We start from the raw sequence: 18,010 nt of genomic DNA, 5'->3' as shown, positions 1-18,010 counted from the left end.
TAACATGGGACGCGACAGTCGGCACAAGGAGGTCATATGTTCGCCGCACTCGAATTCGATCATGCCTTGTTCAAGCCACAGGTCAGATGGATCGTGGTGGAGTGTTCCGGCATCGGCCGCAAATGCGGCGGCCCCATCGCCTTTCCGCCGCGGAGGGATCGCGCGTACTTCGTCTCGGAGACGACCGCGCGGGCGGATGCGAATGCCTATGCCGGATTCAAGAACCGCCAGGCAAGCGGCACGTTGAATGAGGATGAAGAGTCGGCCTTGTCGCAAGCCAGTGCAGGAACGCATCCCCGACGACACCTGGCGTATGCATGGGATCACTTATTGATGGCCGACCTGCCGCTGTCATGGGCGGTGCTGGAATGGTCCGGTGATGACAGCCGCGATGGGCCACGCACCGATGCCGCATACTTCACGCATACGCCGCAGGCTGAAATGGATGCCAGGGTCTTCGCGTTTCTCCGCGAAGGACACTCGCGATAACCATCACCAGAACTTCCACCACGGCCGCGTAGCCTTCTCCACCGCCTTGCGCACCTTGCGCGGAAGATCGGGGTCGGCGGGCGCGGTGGCCGTGGCCTCGGCCACGACCCAGCCTTCGCACGCCGTCGCGCCATAGGCCGACGCGGGCAGGTCGGCGTGGAAGGTGGTGACACTCTGCGCGAGTTCGATCGGCAGGGAATAGTAGTGATCGACGTCGTCACCTTCCGCGTCGGCGGCATCCTGTAGTGATTCGATGCGCGCATGGATGGCGTCGAACGCCGCCGGAAGGCTGCCACTGGTCGAGAGGTCGCGGGTGTCGTCCTGCTGGCCGTCGTGCTCGGCGCGCCAGTTGCGGATGCCATTGACGTAACACGTGGCGGAACTCACCATGACGTCGTCATCGTATTCGCAGGTGACCAGCACGCAACCGCGCGACAACCGGCGCATGTCGTCCTCGGCGATCAGCGGCGCGGCGAAACGGGTGACCACGACGAACCAGCCGTTTGGCAGCGCGATGGAGAACCCGCGTCGTGGCTGGGCCGCCGTATGGCCGTTGGGCACGAGGTCGAGCGCCGCGCGCACTTCGTCACCGCCCTTGCCCTTGACCGCCAGCCAGCCGATCGAGGCGCCCATGGCGTCAGTCCTGGACGGGCGGCTTGAGGAGGAAGCGCACCGCCAACAAGCCCAGTTCGTAGAGCAGGCACATGGGAACGGCGAGCATCACCATCGACAGCAGGTCGGGCGGGGTGATGAACGCCGCGATGGCGAACGCGCCCACGATGGCGTAACCGCGGCCCTTGCTGAGCTTCTCGGCGTCGACGACGCCGATCGCGGCGAGGATCACCACCGCCACGGGTACTTCGAAGCAGAGACCGAAGGCGAAGAACATCAGCATCACGAAATCGAGGTAATGCGTGATGTCGGTCATCATCGCCACGCCTTCGGGCGTGACGGCGTTGAGGAACTTGAAGGCCGCCGGAAGCACCACGAAATACGCGAAAGCACAGCCCGAGTAGAACAGCACCAGCGAAGCGACCAGCAACGGCCGGGCCAAGCGCTTCTCGTGCCGGTACAGGCCCGGGCTGACGAAGGACCACAGCTGGTAGAGGATCATCGGCATGCTGATGAACAGCGCCACGAAGAAGGCCAGCTTCAGCGGCGTGACGAACGGGCTGGCGACTTCCGTGGCGATCAGGTGCGCGCCCTGCGGCATGCGCTCGACCAGCGGCTTGGCCAGCTCCGCATAAAGATGGTTCGCCACGGGCACCAGGGCCAGCAAAACCAGCAGCAGCACGACGATCGCCTTCAGCAACCGCGTGCGCAGTTCCATCAGGTGGGAGAACAGGCCCTCTTCGACCACGTCGTCGGGCGACGGATCGGGCTCACGTGCGGTCATGCGGCTCGTTCCCGGACGGCGCCGGCTCGTCTCGTTTCAGCGGAAGCATGTCGACGGCGGGATCCGGCTCGCTGGCCGCGGCACGCGCCGTCTGGCTCTCGGTGAAGGTGTCGCGCACGCGCTCGCTGGTGCCGCGGATCTCGGCGCCGGCGGCGTGGATGTCCTGGCGCACGCTGTCGTGGGCGGCCCGGGCGTTGTCGGCGGTCTCGCGCAAGGTTCGCTTGATCTCCTCGGCCTGGATCTCCCGCTCGACCTCGGCACGCACGCTGTCCCAGCCATTGCGCATGCGGCGCAACAGTGCGCCGGCGGTGCGGGCGGCATGGGGCAGGCGCTCAGGGCCGAGGACGATGAGGGCGACCACCGCGAGGAGCAGCAGCTTGCCTAGACTGATGTCGATCATGGCGGCGCCAGGATCACTGACCGCGGTCGCGCGGCTCGCTCGTCTCGCTGTGGACCGGCGGCACCTGGGTCGACGACGGCGGATCGGCGCGCAGCTTTTCCTCGCGCTCGCGGGCCGCCTTGGCCTCTTCGTCGCCGTCCAGGCCCTTCTTGAAGTCGCGCATGGCGCCGCCCAGGTCCGAGCCGATGTTGCGAAGCTTCTTCGTACCGAAGATCAGCACGACGACGAGCAGCAGGAGGACGATATGGGTAATGCTCATGGAAACCTCGAGGGCGCCCTCATCGGCGCCGGTGGGACGGGCCGGCGCCAAGGGGAAGGCGCCGGTGGACGATCAACGGTTAGTGTACTCCTCCAGTTTATCCCTGAATTCCACCACCTCGCTTGGAACATTCGTCACACCGCCTTCAAAAATGCGCCGGGCGGTGATCCCGGGGCCGTAGATTTCCTCGTTGGAGTCGTCGTCGATGCTGATCCGGGCGCCGTCCAGCGCGATGCCGGCGAAGAGCCCCTTGGCGCGGGAATACGTGTAGATCTCGGCCTTCATCTGGCCATCGGTGGCCGCCGTGGCCGAGCGGCCCACCGGGCCGGCCGCGGCGGACGCGTTGGCGCCCATCGTGAATTTGCCGTCGATGATGCTGTCCACGCCGCGGTCGGTGCGGAAGACGAGGATCACGTCGGTGGACTGGATGCCTGCCTGGAAGCCCACGCCGGCGGCGGCGGTGGAGATGAAATTCGGGTTCGACCAGGTGCCGTCCCGGGTCTTGATCGAGATCAGGCCCTCGCCCTTGGCGCCGGAGAACACGAAACCGCCCTTGACCATGCCCGGGATCACGGCGATGGCGCGCGCGTTCTTCAGCAGGTCGGCCGGGAGGGACTTGTCGGGAGCATCGTCGATCATTTCCGAAAGCACCCGCACCGCTTCCCGGGCCTGGGTACGCGGCGGGTCCGCCGCCTGCGCCGCCATGGACGGGAGCAGGGTGAGAAGTCCGAGGGCGAGCAGACGGGACAGGCGTGGGGACATCGGGTGGCTCCTTTCTGGCGCGGGAAGGCATCGGCTGCGGCAACGCGAGCAAGCCCCGCCGCGCCGCCGTATGGCAGACTGCGGCGATCCCCGCGAGCGCCGGACGCCGATGCCAGGTACGCCAAACTATACCGGCCTTGCCGGTCATTCCCACGACACCCGGCCCCAGGCGGCGGTGCTGCTGGTTAATCTCGGTACACCTGAGGCGCCCACGGCGGCGGCGGTCCGGCCTTATCTCGCTCAATTCCTCGGCGATCCACGCGTGATCGAATACCCGCGCCTGCTGTGGCTGGCGATCCTGCACGGGGTGATCCTGCGCGTGCGGCCAAAGCGCTCGGCACATGCGTATGCGCGCATCTGGACGGCGAAAGGTTCGCCCTTGCGCGTGGGCAGCGAGGCCCTTGCCGCCGCGCTTCAGGCCGAGTTGTCCGCACTGACCCCCGGCCCGGTCCGCGTGGCACTGGCGATGCGCTACGGCAAGCCCGATGTCGCCGGCACCATCGCCGCCTTGCAGCGCGAGGGCGTACGCCGGCTGTTGGTGCTGCCGTTGTATCCCCAGTATTCCGCGACTTCCACGGGCAGCGTGTTCGACGCCGTCGCCGATACCGTGAAGGGTCTGCGCTGGCCGCCGGAGCTTCGCCAGATCAACGACTACCACGCCGAACCCGAATACGTCGCCGCGCTCGCCGACAGCGTCCGCGCGCACTGGGCCGCCAATGGCCGTGGCGAGAAGCTGCTGATGAGCTTCCATGGCATTCCGGAGCGATACCTGCGCGCCGGCGATCCATACTTCTGCCAGTGCCACGCCACGGCTCGCCTGCTGCGTGAGGCGCTGGGGCTGTCCGACGACGAGGCACCGATCAGCTTCCAGTCGCGGGTCGGGCGTGAGCGTTGGCTGCATCCCTATACCGATCAGACGGTCAGGGCGTTCGGCGCGCGCGGCATCAAACGGATCGATGTGATAAGTCCCGGTTTCGCGGTGGATTGCCTGGAGACACTGGAGGAAATCGCCATGCAGAACGCCGAATTCTTCCGTGAGGCCGGCGGCGACACACTGAGCTACATCCCCTGCCTCAATGCGACGCCAGCGCACGTGCAAGCCCTTGCCAGTCTCGCACTCCGGCACGGCCAGGGTTGGCCCGAATTCTCGCCGGGCTACGACGGCGCGGCCGTCACCGCCCAGCTCGCCGCCGCGCGTGAACGAGCACGCCGGGTCGATGGCGATGCGTGAACTGAAGGTTTCCACATCCGGCCTGGAGCTGGCGGCCCTGAGCTGGGGCGAGCCGGATGCGCCGCCACTGGTGATGCTGCACGGCTGGCTCGATAACGCGGCCAGCTTCGCCTTGCTCGCACCGTACCTGGCGGAGCGATTCCACGTGATCGCGCTCGACCTGCCCGGCCACGGAGGTTCGCGGCATTTCCCGGACAGCATGATTTACCAGCATGTCGACTACGCCCGAGCGGTGCTCGGCGCCGTCGACGCCCTCGCCCTGCCCCGCTTCCACCTGCTAGGGCATTCGCTCGGAGCCGGGGTGGCGACCATGGTGGCTATCGCGGCACCGGAACGCATACGCGGGCTCGCCCTTATCGAAGGCCTCGGCCCTTTGGGCGACGACGGTTCGCGCACGCTCGACCGCTTTCGCGAAGCGATGGCTGTAAAGGCTGAAGGCAGCCGTCCGCTGCGCGTGTTCTCGTCCATCGACGACGCCGCGCGCGCCCGCGCGCTGGCGAGCGGGCTCGACGCCTCTCTCGCACGGCACATCGTGGAGCGCGGACTTCAGGAAGTCGAAGGCGGCTACAGCTGGCGCAGTGATCCCCGCCTGTCCCGGCCCACGCCGATCCGCCTGGCGGAGACGCAGATCATGGCCTTGCTCCTGGGCCTCGCCGCGCCGACGTCACTGTTGCTCGCCCGCCCTCACGCCCCCTACCTCGAACCCGAGGCGATGCAGGTGCGCATCGACTGCGTGGCGGACATCAAGGTGACCCACATGGACGGCGGCCACCATCTGCACCTCGAACACCCCGCCGCCGTGGCTAACTGGCTGCACACAGCGCTCTAGTACAGCCTTTAGCAACCGTGTGGGAGCCGCTTCAGCGGCGATAGGGTGCCTGCCTGATCCTGGTGGGAGCGGCGATAGGGTGCCTGCCTGATCCTGGTGGGAGCCGACCCTGTCGGCGATCCCGCGGCAGCGGGCCAGGTTAAAGCGAGCACCCATCGCCGACAGGGTCGGCTCCCACCCACGCCTTTCGCGATCAGGCGACCGGTTCGAAGCGGAAGCCGGTCTGGATGACCGGGTCGACCAGCCAGTGGTCGGCCAGCAGGAAGGCGAACAACACCATCAGGTAGACGATGGAATAGTTGAACATCTTCATGGCGAAGAGATCGTCCGGCGGGTTCAGCATGCGCACCGCGTACCAGAGGAACCCGGCACCGAGCACCACCGCGCCGAACAGGTAGATCAACCCGCTCATGCCGGTGAAGAACGGCAGCAGGGTCACCACGAAAAGCAGGATCGTATAGAACAGGATATGCCAGCGCGTGTAGGTGACGCCGTGGGTCACCGGCAGCATCGGTACCTGCGCGCGCGAATAGTCCTCGACGCGGAAGATCGCCAGCGCCCAGAAGTGCGGCGGCGTCCAGACGAAAATGATCAGCAGCAACTGCAGGGCGTACGGATGCAGCGAACCGGTGACGGCGGTCCAGCCGAGCATCGGCGGTGCCGCGCCGGCGATGCCGCCGATGACGATGTTCTGCGGCGTCGCACGCTTCAGGTAGGCGGTGTAGATCACCGCATAGCCGATCAGCGAGAAGAAGGTGAGCACCGCCGTCAGCATGTTCACCAGGAACACGAGGATCAGCATCGAGACGATGCCCAGGCTCATCGCGAACACGAAGACCTGCATCGGCGTGAGCTGGCCCGTCGCGAGCGGACGGTGCGACGTGCGCGTCATCAGCTTGTCGATGCGCTGGTCGATCAGGTGGTTGAACGCCGCCGCCGACGCGGAAGCCAGCCAGATGCCCAACGTGCCGAACACCACGGCATGCCAGCCGGGCAACATGCGTTGCCCGTTCGCGTCCACGGCGAGGAACATGCCGATGATGGCGCAGAAGACCAGCAACGCGACGACGCGCGGCTTGGTCAGTTCGAGGTATTGACCGAGGATGTTCAAGGGGACTCCGGCGCGGGCAGGCGCTGCGTGCTGGCGAGCGCCACCAGCAGGGTGAACAACAACAGCGCGGCGACACCATTGTGCGCCGTGGCCACCGGCAGCGGCAGCCCGAGGTGCACGTTGCCGATGCCGAGCAACACCTGGGCCAACAGCACCACGGCGACGGCGATGCCGGCCTTGCGCAATCCGGCGCGTGCCAAGCGGTGGGACAACCAGCCGAGGTAGCAGAAGGTCACCAGGGCGCCGATGCGATGGGCGATCTGGATCGCGCTGCGTGCCGCCATGTCGAGCACGCCTCCTTCATAGTTGACGCCGATGCCACGCCAGAGCACGAAGGCCTGTGGAAAATCCGTCTCTGGCCACCATTGTCCGAGGCACTTGGGGAAGTCGGTACCGCACGCGAGCGCGGCGTAGTTCGAACTGGTCCAGCCGCCCAGGGCGATCTGGCATACGAGCACCACGATGCCGACCGCCACCGGCGCACGCAGGGCGGCGAAGCGATCGTCCGCCGTGCCCACGCGCCACCAGCGCAGCGCCACCCAGGCCAGCAAGCCGAACGTCGCCAGGCCGCCGAGCAGGTGGCCCATCACCACGATGGGTTTCAACAGCAGGGTCACCGTCCACATGCCGAGCATGGCCTGGAAGATGATGACGGCCAACGCCGCCACGCCGGCCTTCCACGCGCCGGGACGATCGAGCGTCGCCGCGGCGATCAAGGGCAAGGCGATCGCCAGCGCCGACAGGCACGACGAGACCACGTGCTCGCCGCGCATGTACATGACCACGCCCACGGCGGCGAAGATCGCGGCAAGGACGACCGACAGCACGGCGAAGCGACGGCGCCACGCGGCGATCAGCGCGATCGCCAGCACCATTACGCCCAGGCTGCCGGCAAGGAAGCGATGCACCTGCTCACGCCAGGCCTTGTGCGTCTCGTAGGGACGGTCGGGAAACGCTTCGTTCGCCTGCGCGATGTCCTGCGCATGGCCCGGCCACGTGGCCTTGCCGTAGCAGGTCGGCCAATCGGGGCACGACAAGCCCGCGTTAGAGAGGCGCACGAAGGCGCCGAACATCACCACGCCAAAAGCGAACAACGCCGCCAGCAAGGCGAGCGTCCTCAGGATCTTCACGGAACGCGGCGACATCAGCGGATCACCTTCTGCAGGTCCTTGCGCAGCCCGTTCGGATCGAAGCCCGCCGGGTAATACGACAGCGCGGTCGCATTGGATTCGACCAGCACGGCGGCCACGCTGTCCGGTTCGGTGGGGCGGAACTCGCCGAAGGCGTCCGATGGATCGCTGCCGGTCTTGTAGGCGGCCATCACCGTGTCCGCCCCGGTCACCGTGGGCGCACCGCCCACGTAGAGCAGACGTAACCGGTCCGCATTGCGATTGAGCACGATCCGCGCGTTGCGCATGAGGCCGAGGGTATGCACGCAGCGTTCCGCGCAACCCGGGCCCGGCAGCGCCACCAGGGTGAGGCGCGGTTCGACATCGCGCCACGCCCAGGGCTGGCCGTCGACGTCCACGCGCACGCCGGCAAGGCTGCGCTGCGGCACGATCGGCTGGCCGTTGCCCTTGCCCTGGGGCTGCCAGCCGGAAAGGGTGAGCAACCCGGCGGCGACGATGGGGGCAAGGAAGACAAGCATGATCAGGACCAGCTTGAGGCGGCCGCTGCGGGGTGTCGTGGTTCGGACGGTCGGATCGGTCATGAGCTCTCGGGCCGCTATTCAGCGTCGCTTGCGGTGCAGGAGGACGAAGATCACCAGCGCCGCCAAGGCGAAGGTGAACCACTGGAATGCGTAGGCGCGATGGCGCGCCGGTGGCATGAAGCCCGGCGTCCAGTCGCGCGTATAGATGCTTGCCGGATCGGCGTCCAGCAGGAGCACGCGAGGATACAGCGAGCGCCCCAGGTCGGCCCCGATTTCCCCGATATCGATGTAGACGAGCGTCTTTTCCCCGCCCTTCTGCAACGGCAGGCGATCGCCGCCCATGCGTATCCCCACCCCCGGCGGTGGCACGTAGAGCCCATGGATCTCCGTCTCGCCGGGCGGCAAGGGCGGCAACCGGGGATTCGCGCCGGATTCCTTGGGCAGGAAGCCGAGGTCGACCAGCAGGTAGGGGTCCTTGCCACGGGGCGCGAACGGCGCATAGACATGGACTCCCACCTTGCCGCCGTGGGTCTGGTCGTCAAGCAGGTAGTAATGGCCGGGTACGAAGGCGCCGCGAACGTCGACCCGCGGGTAGCGGTCGCCGGGCGGAACCTCGGCCACCGCGCCGAAGTCCTCGACGTCGGCCGCGGCGGATGCGGCGAACCGCCGCAGGAGCTCGTCCTTCTCGTCGGCGCGATCCAACTGCCAGACGCCCAGGCGCACGAAAACCAGGATCCCTGCCACCGTGAGTGCGACAGCGAACCACGTCGGGCGGCGCAGGAAGGTCATGCAAGACCCTGCGTGGTGACCGCTATACTCGGATTGTCGAAATGGGGCGGAACGGTCACGTGGAAACCATCTACAAATACGCGCTGGTGATCCTGCTGCTGGTGGTGCTGTTCAACCTCGGGCAGGCGCTGTTCTTCATGATGACCGACAAGGGACAGAGCAAACGCACCGTCTGGGCCCTCACCCGTCGCATCGGCCTGTCGTTGCTGCTCATCGCCATGGTGGCGCTGGGCATCTTCATGGGCTGGCTGCACCCCCACGGGGTAGGCCAATTCTAGCGCCTGCGCCGGGAAGACCAAGGCGCGGTGCGGCAATCGGTGCCGCACCGCGCCGCCGGATCAGCGACTCGCGCCCAGCCGGGCCCTGAACGTCGCGCGCATGTCGGCCGGCACGCCACCCTGTTCCAGCGCCTTGTCCAGCAGCGCATAGCGTTTACGGAAGGCCGCGACTTCCTCCGCGAACCGCTCCGGGCGGTAATCGATCAGCAGATCGGCCTGCGCGGCGAGCGAGACATTGTCGGGAACGCCGTTCACGTCTTGCCAGTGCGCTTTAAGCCATGCCACCGCCTCGCGCACGTCGCGCATCTGGCCCACGAGGCCGTTGACGTCCGGCGCGTTGGCGGGCCAGTTGACCTCGACGACCTGAGCGCTGTCGTAGCCTTGCTCGGGGAGGGTCACGTGCAGCGTGAGGTCCTTTCCGGTGAGGCGCCAGGTGCCGGGCTTGGCGTCGTCGGAGCGGCTGAGCTTCACCCCGTCGACGGTGACGCTCGACGGCATCGCCGAACCCACCACGTCCACGGACCACTGGCGCGACGCGGGCATGCCGGGATAGCTACCGGCTCGCGGCGCGATCTTCACGCGAAGCGCGTGTTTCGACCACTCGGACGAGAGGACCGTGCGTGCGAACGCGTCGGTACGGTAGGCCTCGTCGTCACCCGCGTCCTCGTACAATTCCGCCTTGCCGTTACCACCGGGATAAACACGCAAGGTACGCGCGCCACGGTCGTGGGCCACGCTGACGGTGGGATCGGTGTTGGTCGGGATGATGGCCCCCGCGCGCGCGAATACCGGCACGTCGTCGAGGCGATAATGCCCGGCGAACGTGCGGCCGCCCTTCACGATGCCGCCATCGACGGTGTCGAACCAGGTCCCTGCCGGCAACCACGTATCGTGCGTGGCAAAACCGTTGGCATCGCCTGCCGCGGTCACCGGCGAGATCAGCAGGTCGTCGCCGAACATGTACTCGCCGGCCGCCTTGTAAGCCTCGTCGCTGTCGGGCCACGCGTAGTACATCGGGCGTACCAGCGAGACACCCGTGTCGTACGCCTTGCGTCCCATCGTGTACGTGTACGGCAGGAAGGTATAGCGGGTGAGCACGGTGTCGCGCAGCGCATCGAACTGCGCCGGCGCGAAGCGCCACGGCTCCTTCGTGAGATTCGGGTTCTTGGTCGTGTGCGTGCGCATGATGGGACTCCATGCGCCGAACTGCATCCAGCGGATGTACAACTCCGGATCGATGCGCCGCGTGGCCGGATCGCTTTCGTCGCGGAAGGTGTGCCCGCCCAGGTCGTGGCTCCAGTAGCCATACAACACGTTTGAAGCGGTGGCCGTGAAGCGCGGCTGGAACGCCAGCGAGCCCCACGAGATGATCGAATCGCCGGAGAAGCCCACTTGGTACCGATGGTTACCCAGGCCACCCCAGCGGTGGTAGATCAGGGCGCGCTTGTCGCCCTGCTCCTGCATGTGGGTGAAGAACACATGGTTGAGCCACCACGTATTCGACAGGCCCGGCATGGCCTTCGACTCCTTCCACTGCTGCCAGTCCAGCCACCAAAAGCTCACGCCCATGGCGTGAAGGGGGTCGAGCACCGTGCTGAAGTAAGCGGCCATGTACGTCGCATCGGCCGCTTCGAACGGCAGCGGCTTCGCGGGATCGGCCTTCAATGCGGCCATGAAGTCCTTATAGGCATCTTCGTGGGGCAGGATGCCGGACGCGGGATGCAGGTTGAGCGTCGTCTTCAGCCCCTGCTCGCCGAGCCAGCGAAGCAGGCGGCCCGGCTCGGGGAACAGGCTGCGGTTCCACGTATAGCCCGTCCAGCCCATGCTCTGGCCGTTGATGTCCTTCTTCGGGTGTACCCACGAAAGACCGTCGGTACGGTGCCAGTCCATGTCGATGACGAGGACGTCGAGCGGAATGCCGTAGCGGTTGAAGTGGGCGACGAGATCGCGCAGTTCGTCATCGCTGTAATTCCAGTAGCGCGACCACCAGTAACCGAAGGCGTAGCGCGGCGGCAGCGGCTCACGCCCCGCGACCAGCGCGAAATCGCCGAGCGCCGCGGTGTAATCGTGGCCGTAGCCGAAGAAGGTGTAGTCGGTGGAGTCCTGGCAGGCGCGGCGGTGCACCCAGGGCAGTTTCTCGTTGCCCAGCACGAAGCTGCCGGTATCGTCGACGAGATGCCATCCATCGCGTGAGATCAGGCCGTCGCCCAGGTCGAGCAACGAATTGTCCGACGCATGGCGCTCGCCATCCACCTGGTCGAGCGTGCGCGCGGTGCCGCCGAGGTTGGCGGTTTCCTTCAGGCCGGGGTGCCAGTCGATGGCCGGCTTCGTCGTCTTCGACGCGATGCTGAGGTTATCGGCCGTGAAGGCGCCCGAGCCTTCCCTGTAGCGAAGCGTGAGCACGTCCGTGCGAATGACCAGCCAACCCTTTTCATGATCGACCCGGGCCTTCACATCCGGCGCGCTGCCGCGCGTGGCGAAGACGAGCGACGGCGCATCCTCGAACTGCGCGTTCGGCGAATACTCCATGCGGATAACGCGTGGCGTGAGCACCGTGAAGCGGGCTTGGCCGCTGACGACGGGCGCATCGGTGGCGTGCAGCGGCGCGGTGGCGGCACACGCGAACACCGCGAGTGCGACCAGGCGAGACATCTTCATGCGGGACCTCCCCTTTTCAAGGAGGTCCGAACCTAGCATGAGATCGATTTAACCGGGTTAGCCATCCAAATTCAGGTGGGACCGGAACTGACCCGACCGGAGCTCAGCTACCGCTAGGCGGAGGCGAAGGACGTCCATCGCCGGGAAAGTAGTGGTAAATGTCCTTGCCATCGAAGAGGAAGTCGACCCTATACACAGGGAAGATCTTTTCCATGTGGAAAGTCAGCGGCGTCTCGATCTCACGCAAACGATCCTCGAGTTCACCCCCGTTGATCTTCGGAACGTATCCTTTACCCAAGTCGACGATAAGCGACTTTCCATCCTCGCTGAAGCGCACCACCGGGCTCGAAATGATGCCTTGCCCATCCATCCGCTCCTGATTCGAGACGATGTCCTGTGCTATCCCAGTGAGCACTTCCTCGATTTCATCACGCTGGGCCAGCGTCAATGAGGATCGTGCAGGCAATTCGCTTGAGACGGTATTTGTGGTCGGAACGGCAAACACCATTGGTGCAGCGGCCATGTTGGCGACGATGCTTGCGGTAATTGCGATTATCGCAAACGTGCTGGGTCGGCTAGGCCGCCCAAATCGATCGATCATTGACTTTCTCCTTGATATGACGCTCCGCGGTCACTTGGCGATGATCGTGCCACACAACCCGCGGCACGGTCCGAAGGGGAGTCGTCGGGTACCGTTCTCAGAGCGATTCCGCAGGTAGGCGTAGGCCGAACGAGGACTTAGCGAAGAGAACGGTACCCGACGACTCCCCCGCCTCGAAGCGCAAAGCCACCACGATGGCGAAGCCGAGAACGACGAGCAGTTGACACCCAGCCACCACCGGGCGAGGATCGACCCATGAACCGTCCGTCCCACCTCATTACGCTGATTAGCATCGCCATCGCATCGATGGTGGATTGAATCACGCGCGCAAGGTGACCGACAACCCGCCCCCAGAGGCGGGTTTTTCATAGCCGCCTCCGGCCCACCGCTCGACCGGAGACACGTTTCGATGCAAGCCCCTGCCCCAGACGCCGCCGACTACCTCCGCCGCATCCTCAATGCACGCGTCTACGACGTCGCGCGGCGTACCGAACTGCAGCACGCCACCGTACTCTCCGAGCAGCTGGGCCACGACATCCTGCTCAAGCGCGAAGACACCCAGCAGGTATCGTCGTTCAAGCTGCGCGGCGCGTACAACCGCATCAGCGGCCTTCCCGCCGATGTACTGGCGAGAGGAATCATCACCGCCTCGGCGGGTAATCACGCGCAAGGCGTCGCCTGGTCGGCGGCACAGCTCGGCGCGCCCGCGGTCATCGTCGTGCCGCAGACGGCTCCACGCGTCAAAGTGGATGCCACGCGCCGCTTCGGCGGCCCGACGGTCGAGGTCGTGGAAGCCGGTGAGTCGTATAGCGAAGCCTTCGCGCACGCGCTGGCGCTCCAGCGCGAAAGGGGCATGACCTTCATTCCCGCCTTCGACGATCCGGACGTGATCGCGGGGCAAGGCACCGTGGCCATGGAGATCCTCGGCCAGCACCAGGGCCACATCGACGCCATCTTCGTACCCATCGGCGGCGGCAGTCTTGCCGCCGGCGTCGCCGCTTACGTGAAGGCGGTACGGCCGGATATCCGGGTGATCGGCGTGCAGACCCACGATTCCTGCGCGATGGCGAGATCGATCGAGGCAGGCCGTCGTGTCGAGTTGCCGGAAGTCGGTCTGTTTTCCGATGGAACGGCCGTGAAACTCGTCGGCGAGGAGACATTCCGGTTGTGCAGGGATTACCTGGACGAGGTGATGCTCGTCGACACGGACGAGGTCTGCCTGGCCATCAAGGACATCTACAAGGACACGCGACGCTTCGTCGAACCGGCGGGCGCGCTGGCCGTGGCGGGAGCGCGCAGATATGCATCGCAAGCCGGGGCGCGGCGGCTCACCCTGGTGGCGATCACCTCGGGTGCCAACCTCAACATCGATCGCATCCGCTTCATCGCCGAACGCGCCGCCGTGGGCGAATCGCGCGAGGCGATCTTCGCCGTCAGCATTCCCGAGGAGCGCGGCAGCTTCCTGCATTTCTGCGAACTGGTCGGCGAGCGCAACGTCACCGAGTTCAACTATCGCCTGGGAACGGACGACAAGGCACGGATCTTCGTGGGTTTGCAGATCGACGACAGGGCCGAAGAGGTTCCCCTGGCCGCGACCTTCGAGGCCGCCGGCTTCTCCGTCGTCAACCTGGGCGGCGATGAACTCGCGACCCAGCACATCCGCCACATGGTCGGCGGCCGCTCGACGGACGCACAAGGCGAGCGGTTATTCCGTTTCGAGTTCCCAGAGCGTCCCGGCGCGTTGATGCGCTTTCTCCGCTCGATGTCGCCGGAGTGGAACATCAGCCTGTTCCACTACCGGAACCAGGGCGCCGATTGCAGCTCCACCCTGGTCGGCATCCAGGCCGGCGCGGACGACGCCGCGCTGACCCGTTTCCTCGACCGGCTCGGCTACCCCTATCGCGAGGAAACCGCCAACCCGGCCTATCGCCTGTTCCTTCGTTGAACGCCGGTCAGAGCACGTAGACGAAGAGGAACAGCGCCAGCCAGACCACGTCGACGAAATGCCAGTACCACGCGACCGCCTCGAAACCGAAGTGGTCGTCCTTGGAGAAGTGGCCTTTCGCGCAACGCACCCAGATGATCGCCAGCATGATCGTGCCCAGCGTCACGTGCATGCCGTGGAACCCGGTGAGCATGAAGAACGTGGCGCCGTAGACACCGCTGCCGAGCGTGAGGTTGAAGTGCTCGTAGGCTTCCGCGTATTCGTGGGCCTGGAACCACAGGAACAGGCAACCCAGCAGCACGGTGGCGCCCAGGCCGATCAGCAGCGCCTTGCGATGGCCCGCCTTCAGCGCGTGGTGCGCGATGGTGATGGTCACGCCGGACGACAGCAGGATCAGCGTATTGAGCAGGGGCAAGCCCCACGCCGGGATGGTCTGGAACGAGCCGCCGATCTTCTCCGGGCCACCGCCACCGCTGGCGCCCCATGCGGCCTCATAGCCCTGCCAGACGAACTGGTGGGTGAGCACGCCGTGGCCTTCGCCGCCCAGCCAGGGCACCGCGAACAGGCGCGCGTAGAACAGCGCGCCGAAGAAGGCACCGAAGAACATCACTTCGGAGAAGATGAACCCACATCATGCCCATGCGGAACGAGCGGTCCACCTGGCCGTTGTAGTTGCCGGCCAGCGACTCGTTGATCACCGAACGGAACCAGCCGAAGAACATGCCAAGGATCATGGCGATGCCGACCCAGAACAGCGGCTTGCCGAAGCTGCCCTCGCCGGGTTGCGCGTTCAGCCAGTGCGCGGCACCGAACACGGTGACGAACATGGAAACCGCTGCCACGATCGGCCAGTAGCTCTTGCTCGGTACGAAATAGACGTCTTGTTGCTGGTGACCCATGGTGGTTTCCCGTGGATATCGCTTGTTTTAGCCGGTCAGACCTTCAGCATCTGCACGATCGAGAGCAGGAACACCGCCACCGCGAAACCGCCCGCGATGAGTGCCGTGCGGCGGGCGCGCTTGCGGCGCGCTTCCATCTCGATGTCCGTGATGTCCTGCATCGATCAGTGTTCCGTGTTGCCGTGGGCGAGCTCGTCGTCGTGGATGACCGGCGGCACGTCGAAGGTGTGGAACGGGGCCGGCGACGGCACGGTCCACTCCAGGCCCTTGGCGCCTTCCCACGAGCGGTCGGCGGCCTTCTTCTTGGAGAAGAACACGCAGTGGATCACCACGCCCAGGAAGATCAGCTGCGAGGCGCCGAACCAGAAGCCGCCGATCGAGCTGATCATGTTGAAGTTGGCGAAGGCCACGTTGTAGTCGGGAATGCGGCGGGGCATGCCGGCAAGGCCCAGGAAGTGCTGCGGGAAGAACAGCACGTTGACCGAGATCACGCTGGACCAGAAATGGATCTTGCCCCAGGTCTCGCTGTACATGTTGCCCGACCACTTCGGGATCCAGTAATACGCGGCGGCCATGATCGAGAACGCGGCGCCGGTCACCAGCACGTAGTGGAAGTGGGCCACGACGAAATAGGTGTCGTGGTACTGGAAGTCGGCAGGAGCGAGGGCGAGCATCAGGCCCGAGAAACCACCGATGGTGAACAGGATCACGAAGGCGATCGAGAACAGCATCGGCGTCTCGAAGGTCATCGAGCCGCCCCACATCGTGGAGACCCAGTTGAAGACCTTCACGCCCGTCGGCACCGCGATCAGCATCGTCGCGTACATGAAGAAGATCTCCGCGCCCATCGGCAGGCCCACGGCGAACATGTGGTGCGCCCAGACGATGAACGAGAGGAAGGCGATGGAGGCGATGGCGAACACCATCGCGCGATAGCCGAAGATCGGCTTGCGGGCGAAGGTGGGGATGATCTCCGAGATGATCCCGAACGCGGGCAGGATCATGATGTAGACCTCGGGATGCCCGAAGAACCAGAAGATGTGCTGGAACAGCACCGGGTCGCCGCCGCCGGCGGCATTGAAGAAGTTGGTGTGGAAGTACTTGTCGGTCAGCAGCATGGTGACCGCGCCGGCGAGCACCGGCATCACCGCGATCAGCAGGAACGCCGTGATGAGCCAGCTCCACACGAAGACGGGCATCTTCAGCAGGTCCATGCCCGGGGCGCGCATGTTGAGGATGGTGGCGATGATGTTGATCGCACCCATGATCGAGCTGATGCCCATGAGATGGACGGCGAAGATCGTGTACGCGATGGACTCACCCTGCAACGACAGCGGCGGGTACATCGTCCAGCCGCCGGCGGGGCCGCCACCCGGCATGAACAGCGTCGACAGCAACAGGATGAACGCGAACGGCATGATCCAGAAGGACAGGTTGTTCATGCGCGGCAGCGCCATGTCGGGCGCGCCGACCATGAGCGGGATCATCCAGTTCGCCAGGCCCACGAACGAGGGCATGATCGCGCCGAAGATCATCACCAGCGCGTGCATCGTCGTCATTTCGTTGAAGAAATACGGTTGCACGAGCTGCATGCCCGGCTTGAACAGTTCCGCGCGGATAACCATCGCGAAAGCGCCGCCGATGAAGAACATCGTCAGCGAGAAGATCAGGTACAGCGTACCGATGTCCTTGTGGTTCGTGGACATCACCCATCGCTGGAAGAACCCTTTCGGGGCTCCATGGTGATCGTGGTGGTCGTGGGTGGCTGCGTGCGCCATGGCCTTGCACCTCTACCTTAAAACGTAAGCGGGTTAACCCTGGGGGGCCGGGGCGGGAGCGTTCTGGGCGGTCTGCGCGGCCTTGCGTACCTTGGCCTCGTCTTCCTGCGTCGCCAGCCACTGTTCGAATTCGGCCTTGGGTACGGCCTTGACCACGATCGGCATGAAGCCGTGGTCCTGGCCGCAAAGTTCGGCGCACTGGCCACGGTAGACACCGGGCTCCTTGATCTTGGTCCAGGCCGCGTTGGCGATGCCTGGGATCGCGTCCATCTTCCAGCCCAGCGCCGGTACCCACCAGGAGTGGATGACGTCGCCGCCGACGATGATGAAGCGGATCTTGGTGCCGACCGGGACCACGAGGGGCTTGTCCACGTCCAGCAGGTAGGTGTGATACCCGTCGACCTGGATCTTGTCCGGATCGAGGTTGGACTTCAGCTGGCGGGTGCGGTCGGAGGTTTCTTCCAGCTTCGACATGAAGCCGACCTGGTCGACGCCCTTGCCCTTGTAGTCGACGTAGTCGTAGCGCCACTTCCACTGGTAACCGGTGACCTTGATGGTCATCTCGGAGTTGGTGGTGTCGGCGAACGAGGTGAGGCCGCCGGTCGCGAGGTGCGCCAGGAAGATCAGGATGATGACCGGTACGACGGTCCAGACCACCTCGAGCTTGGTGCTGTGCGACCACTTCTCGGCCACGGCGCCGCGCGACTTACGGAAGCGGAACATGGCCACGAACATGGCGCCGAAGACGACGATGCCGATCACCACGCAGACCCACAGGGCCACCATGTGCATGGCGTAGGGCGACCACTCCGCGGCGCCCTTGGTCATGTTCAGCTGGTTCGGTTCCGGGTTGGCCCAGGCCGTCCCTCCGAACAGCGCGAAGGCGCCCGCCGCCCACGCCGATACCGATCGTCCGATGCCGCCAGATGTCATG

At 65.5% G+C, this 18,010-nt stretch carries 19 protein-coding genes and 1 pseudogene; 5 read left to right on the top strand and 15 right to left on the bottom strand.

Going from position 1 to position 18,010, the window contains the following annotated elements:
- Window positions 1-36 precede the first annotated feature (36 nt).
- Window positions 37-489: a hypothetical protein gene (locus tag QFZ41_RS12115; protein ID WP_429199003.1), complete on the top strand. Its 453-nt coding sequence runs from the start codon at window positions 37-39 to the stop codon at window positions 487-489.
- Window positions 490-492: 3 nt separating this feature from the next.
- On the opposite strand, the gene QFZ41_RS12110 is transcribed toward QFZ41_RS12115, so the two are convergent.
- The 5 genes from QFZ41_RS12110 to QFZ41_RS12090 form a co-directional block, all read right to left on the bottom strand.
- The gene (locus QFZ41_RS12110) at window positions 493-1,122 is read right to left on the bottom strand and encodes a hypothetical protein (RefSeq protein ID WP_429199002.1); all 630 of its coding nucleotides are present in this window, start codon (window positions 1,120-1,122) and stop codon (window positions 493-495) included.
- 4 nt (window positions 1,123-1,126) lie between these two features.
- A complete protein-coding gene (gene tatC, locus QFZ41_RS12105; RefSeq protein WP_371022462.1) occupies window positions 1,127-1,885 on the bottom strand; it encodes a twin-arginine translocase subunit TatC in 759 nt (252 codons plus the stop codon).
- The gene (gene tatB / locus QFZ41_RS12100) at window positions 1,872-2,285 is read right to left on the bottom strand and encodes a Sec-independent protein translocase protein TatB (RefSeq protein ID WP_429199001.1); all 414 of its coding nucleotides are present in this window, start codon (window positions 2,283-2,285) and stop codon (window positions 1,872-1,874) included. Before tatB ends, tatC begins: the two co-directional genes overlap by 14 nt.
- 13 nt (window positions 2,286-2,298) lie before the next feature.
- On the bottom strand, window positions 2,299-2,544 hold the full coding sequence (gene tatA / locus QFZ41_RS12095; protein ID WP_306849219.1) for a twin-arginine translocase TatA/TatE family subunit: 246 nt from the start codon (window positions 2,542-2,544) through the stop codon (window positions 2,299-2,301).
- A 72-nt stretch (window positions 2,545-2,616) separates the two neighbouring features.
- Window positions 2,617-3,306 carry a lipid-binding SYLF domain-containing protein gene (locus tag QFZ41_RS12090; protein WP_371022459.1) on the bottom strand — a complete coding sequence of 230 codons (690 nt, stop codon included), beginning with the start codon at window positions 3,304-3,306 and terminating at the stop codon, window positions 2,617-2,619.
- A gap of 109 nt (window positions 3,307-3,415) precedes the next feature.
- Here QFZ41_RS12090 and hemH point away from each other — a divergent pair, with 109 nt between their 5' ends.
- A complete protein-coding gene (hemH, locus tag QFZ41_RS12085) occupies window positions 3,416-4,537 on the top strand; it encodes a ferrochelatase (RefSeq protein ID WP_429199000.1) in 1,122 nt (373 codons plus the stop codon).
- On the top strand, window positions 4,530-5,366 hold the full coding sequence (locus QFZ41_RS12080; protein ID WP_429198999.1) for an alpha/beta fold hydrolase: 837 nt from the start codon (window positions 4,530-4,532) through the stop codon (window positions 5,364-5,366). The genes hemH and QFZ41_RS12080 overlap by 8 nt, the downstream gene beginning before the upstream one ends.
- Before the next feature lie 193 nt (window positions 5,367-5,559).
- Here QFZ41_RS12080 and cyoE read toward each other — a convergent pair whose 3' ends face one another.
- From cyoE to QFZ41_RS12060, 4 genes are read right to left on the bottom strand one after another with little or no spacing between them, the layout of a single operon-like run.
- Window positions 5,560-6,477, bottom strand: coding sequence for a heme o synthase (cyoE, locus tag QFZ41_RS12075; protein WP_429198998.1), 918 nt, complete (start codon window positions 6,475-6,477; stop codon window positions 5,560-5,562).
- Window positions 6,474-7,622, bottom strand: coding sequence for a COX15/CtaA family protein (locus QFZ41_RS12070; protein ID WP_429198997.1), 1,149 nt, complete (start codon window positions 7,620-7,622; stop codon window positions 6,474-6,476). Before QFZ41_RS12070 ends, cyoE begins: the two co-directional genes overlap by 4 nt.
- Window positions 7,622-8,188 (bottom strand): hypothetical protein, encoded by a 567-nt coding sequence (locus QFZ41_RS12065; protein ID WP_429198996.1) that lies wholly within the window; start codon window positions 8,186-8,188, stop codon window positions 7,622-7,624. The genes QFZ41_RS12070 and QFZ41_RS12065 overlap by 1 nt, the downstream gene beginning before the upstream one ends.
- An 18-nt stretch (window positions 8,189-8,206) precedes the next feature.
- Window positions 8,207-8,917 (bottom strand): SURF1 family protein, encoded by a 711-nt coding sequence (locus QFZ41_RS12060; RefSeq protein WP_429198995.1) that lies wholly within the window; start codon window positions 8,915-8,917, stop codon window positions 8,207-8,209.
- 41 nt (window positions 8,918-8,958) lie between these two features.
- On the opposite strand from QFZ41_RS12060, the gene QFZ41_RS12055 reads away from it, so the two are divergent.
- Window positions 8,959-9,195, top strand: coding sequence for a twin transmembrane helix small protein (locus QFZ41_RS12055; protein WP_072322441.1), 237 nt, complete (start codon window positions 8,959-8,961; stop codon window positions 9,193-9,195).
- Window positions 9,196-9,255: 60 nt separating this feature from the next.
- On the opposite strand, the gene QFZ41_RS12050 is transcribed toward QFZ41_RS12055, so the two are convergent.
- Together QFZ41_RS12050 and QFZ41_RS12045 are read right to left on the bottom strand one after the other, a co-directional pair.
- A complete protein-coding gene (locus QFZ41_RS12050) occupies window positions 9,256-11,853 on the bottom strand; it encodes a TIM-barrel domain-containing protein (protein ID WP_429198994.1) in 2,598 nt (865 codons plus the stop codon).
- Between the two features lie 103 nt (window positions 11,854-11,956).
- Entirely contained in the window at window positions 11,957-12,454 is a 498-nt protein-coding gene (locus QFZ41_RS12045) for a hypothetical protein (protein WP_429198993.1), read from the bottom strand.
- A 409-nt stretch (window positions 12,455-12,863) separates the two neighbouring features.
- On the opposite strand from QFZ41_RS12045, the gene ilvA reads away from it, so the two are divergent.
- Window positions 12,864-14,399 (top strand): threonine ammonia-lyase, biosynthetic, encoded by a 1,536-nt coding sequence (ilvA, locus tag QFZ41_RS12040; RefSeq protein WP_429198992.1) that lies wholly within the window; start codon window positions 12,864-12,866, stop codon window positions 14,397-14,399.
- Window positions 14,400-14,406: 7 nt separating this feature from the next.
- On the opposite strand, the pseudogene QFZ41_RS12035 reads toward ilvA, so the two are convergent.
- From QFZ41_RS12035 to coxB, 4 genes and pseudogenes are all read right to left on the bottom strand, one after another.
- Window positions 14,407-15,298, bottom strand: a pseudogene (locus QFZ41_RS12035) (cytochrome c oxidase subunit 3).
- Between the two features lie 35 nt (window positions 15,299-15,333).
- A complete protein-coding gene (locus QFZ41_RS12030) occupies window positions 15,334-15,459 on the bottom strand; it encodes a hypothetical protein (RefSeq protein WP_371022447.1) in 126 nt (41 codons plus the stop codon).
- 3 nt (window positions 15,460-15,462) lie between these two features.
- Window positions 15,463-17,076, bottom strand: coding sequence for a cytochrome c oxidase subunit I (gene ctaD, locus QFZ41_RS12025; RefSeq protein WP_306849197.1), 1,614 nt, complete (start codon window positions 17,074-17,076; stop codon window positions 15,463-15,465).
- 33 nt (window positions 17,077-17,109) lie between these two features.
- Window positions 17,110-18,009, bottom strand: a complete 900-nt coding sequence (coxB, locus tag QFZ41_RS12020) for a cytochrome c oxidase subunit II (protein WP_429198991.1) — start codon at window positions 18,007-18,009, stop codon at window positions 17,110-17,112.
- Between the last annotated feature and the right edge of the window lies 1 nt (window position 18,010).

Source organism: Luteibacter sp. W1I16 (assembly GCF_050434905.1).
Lineage (GTDB): Bacteria > Pseudomonadota > Gammaproteobacteria > Xanthomonadales > Rhodanobacteraceae > Luteibacter.
The sequence above is the reverse complement of the archived record's forward strand: the minus strand, read 5'-3'. Positions and strand labels throughout refer to the sequence as shown.

Bases quoted from the DNA above. Each gene is read 5' to 3' on its own strand.
- QFZ41_RS12055 (WP_072322441.1), top strand. From the start codon at position 8,959: ATGGGGCGGAACGGTCACGTGGAAACCATCTACAAATACGCGCTGGTG.
- QFZ41_RS12060 (WP_429198995.1), bottom strand. From the start codon at position 8,917: ATGACCTTCCTGCGCCGCCCGACGTGGTTCGCTGTCGCACTCACGGTG.
- tatA (WP_306849219.1), bottom strand. From the start codon at position 2,544: ATGAGCATTACCCATATCGTCCTCCTGCTGCTCGTCGTCGTGCTGATC.
- QFZ41_RS12065 (WP_429198996.1), bottom strand. From the start codon at position 8,188: ATGACCGATCCGACCGTCCGAACCACGACACCCCGCAGCGGCCGCCTC.
- QFZ41_RS12115 (WP_429199003.1), top strand. From the start codon at position 37: ATGTTCGCCGCACTCGAATTCGATCATGCCTTGTTCAAGCCACAGGTC.
- ilvA (WP_429198992.1), top strand. From the start codon at position 12,864: ATGCAAGCCCCTGCCCCAGACGCCGCCGACTACCTCCGCCGCATCCTC.
- ctaD (WP_306849197.1), bottom strand. From the start codon at position 17,076: ATGGCGCACGCAGCCACCCACGACCACCACGATCACCATGGAGCCCCG.
- hemH (WP_429199000.1), top strand. From the start codon at position 3,416: ATGCCAGGTACGCCAAACTATACCGGCCTTGCCGGTCATTCCCACGAC.
- QFZ41_RS12050 (WP_429198994.1), bottom strand. From the start codon at position 11,853: ATGAAGATGTCTCGCCTGGTCGCACTCGCGGTGTTCGCGTGTGCCGCC.
- QFZ41_RS12090 (WP_371022459.1), bottom strand. From the start codon at position 3,306: ATGTCCCCACGCCTGTCCCGTCTGCTCGCCCTCGGACTTCTCACCCTG.
- QFZ41_RS12070 (WP_429198997.1), bottom strand. From the start codon at position 7,622: ATGTCGCCGCGTTCCGTGAAGATCCTGAGGACGCTCGCCTTGCTGGCG.
- tatB (WP_429199001.1), bottom strand. From the start codon at position 2,285: ATGATCGACATCAGTCTAGGCAAGCTGCTGCTCCTCGCGGTGGTCGCC.
- QFZ41_RS12030 (WP_371022447.1), bottom strand. From the start codon at position 15,459: ATGCAGGACATCACGGACATCGAGATGGAAGCGCGCCGCAAGCGCGCC.
- tatC (WP_371022462.1), bottom strand. From the start codon at position 1,885: ATGACCGCACGTGAGCCCGATCCGTCGCCCGACGACGTGGTCGAAGAG.
- QFZ41_RS12080 (WP_429198999.1), top strand. From the start codon at position 4,530: ATGCGTGAACTGAAGGTTTCCACATCCGGCCTGGAGCTGGCGGCCCTG.
- QFZ41_RS12110 (WP_429199002.1), bottom strand. From the start codon at position 1,122: ATGGGCGCCTCGATCGGCTGGCTGGCGGTCAAGGGCAAGGGCGGTGAC.
- coxB (WP_429198991.1), bottom strand. From the start codon at position 18,009: ATGACATCTGGCGGCATCGGACGATCGGTATCGGCGTGGGCGGCGGGC.
- QFZ41_RS12045 (WP_429198993.1), bottom strand. From the start codon at position 12,454: ATGATCGATCGATTTGGGCGGCCTAGCCGACCCAGCACGTTTGCGATA.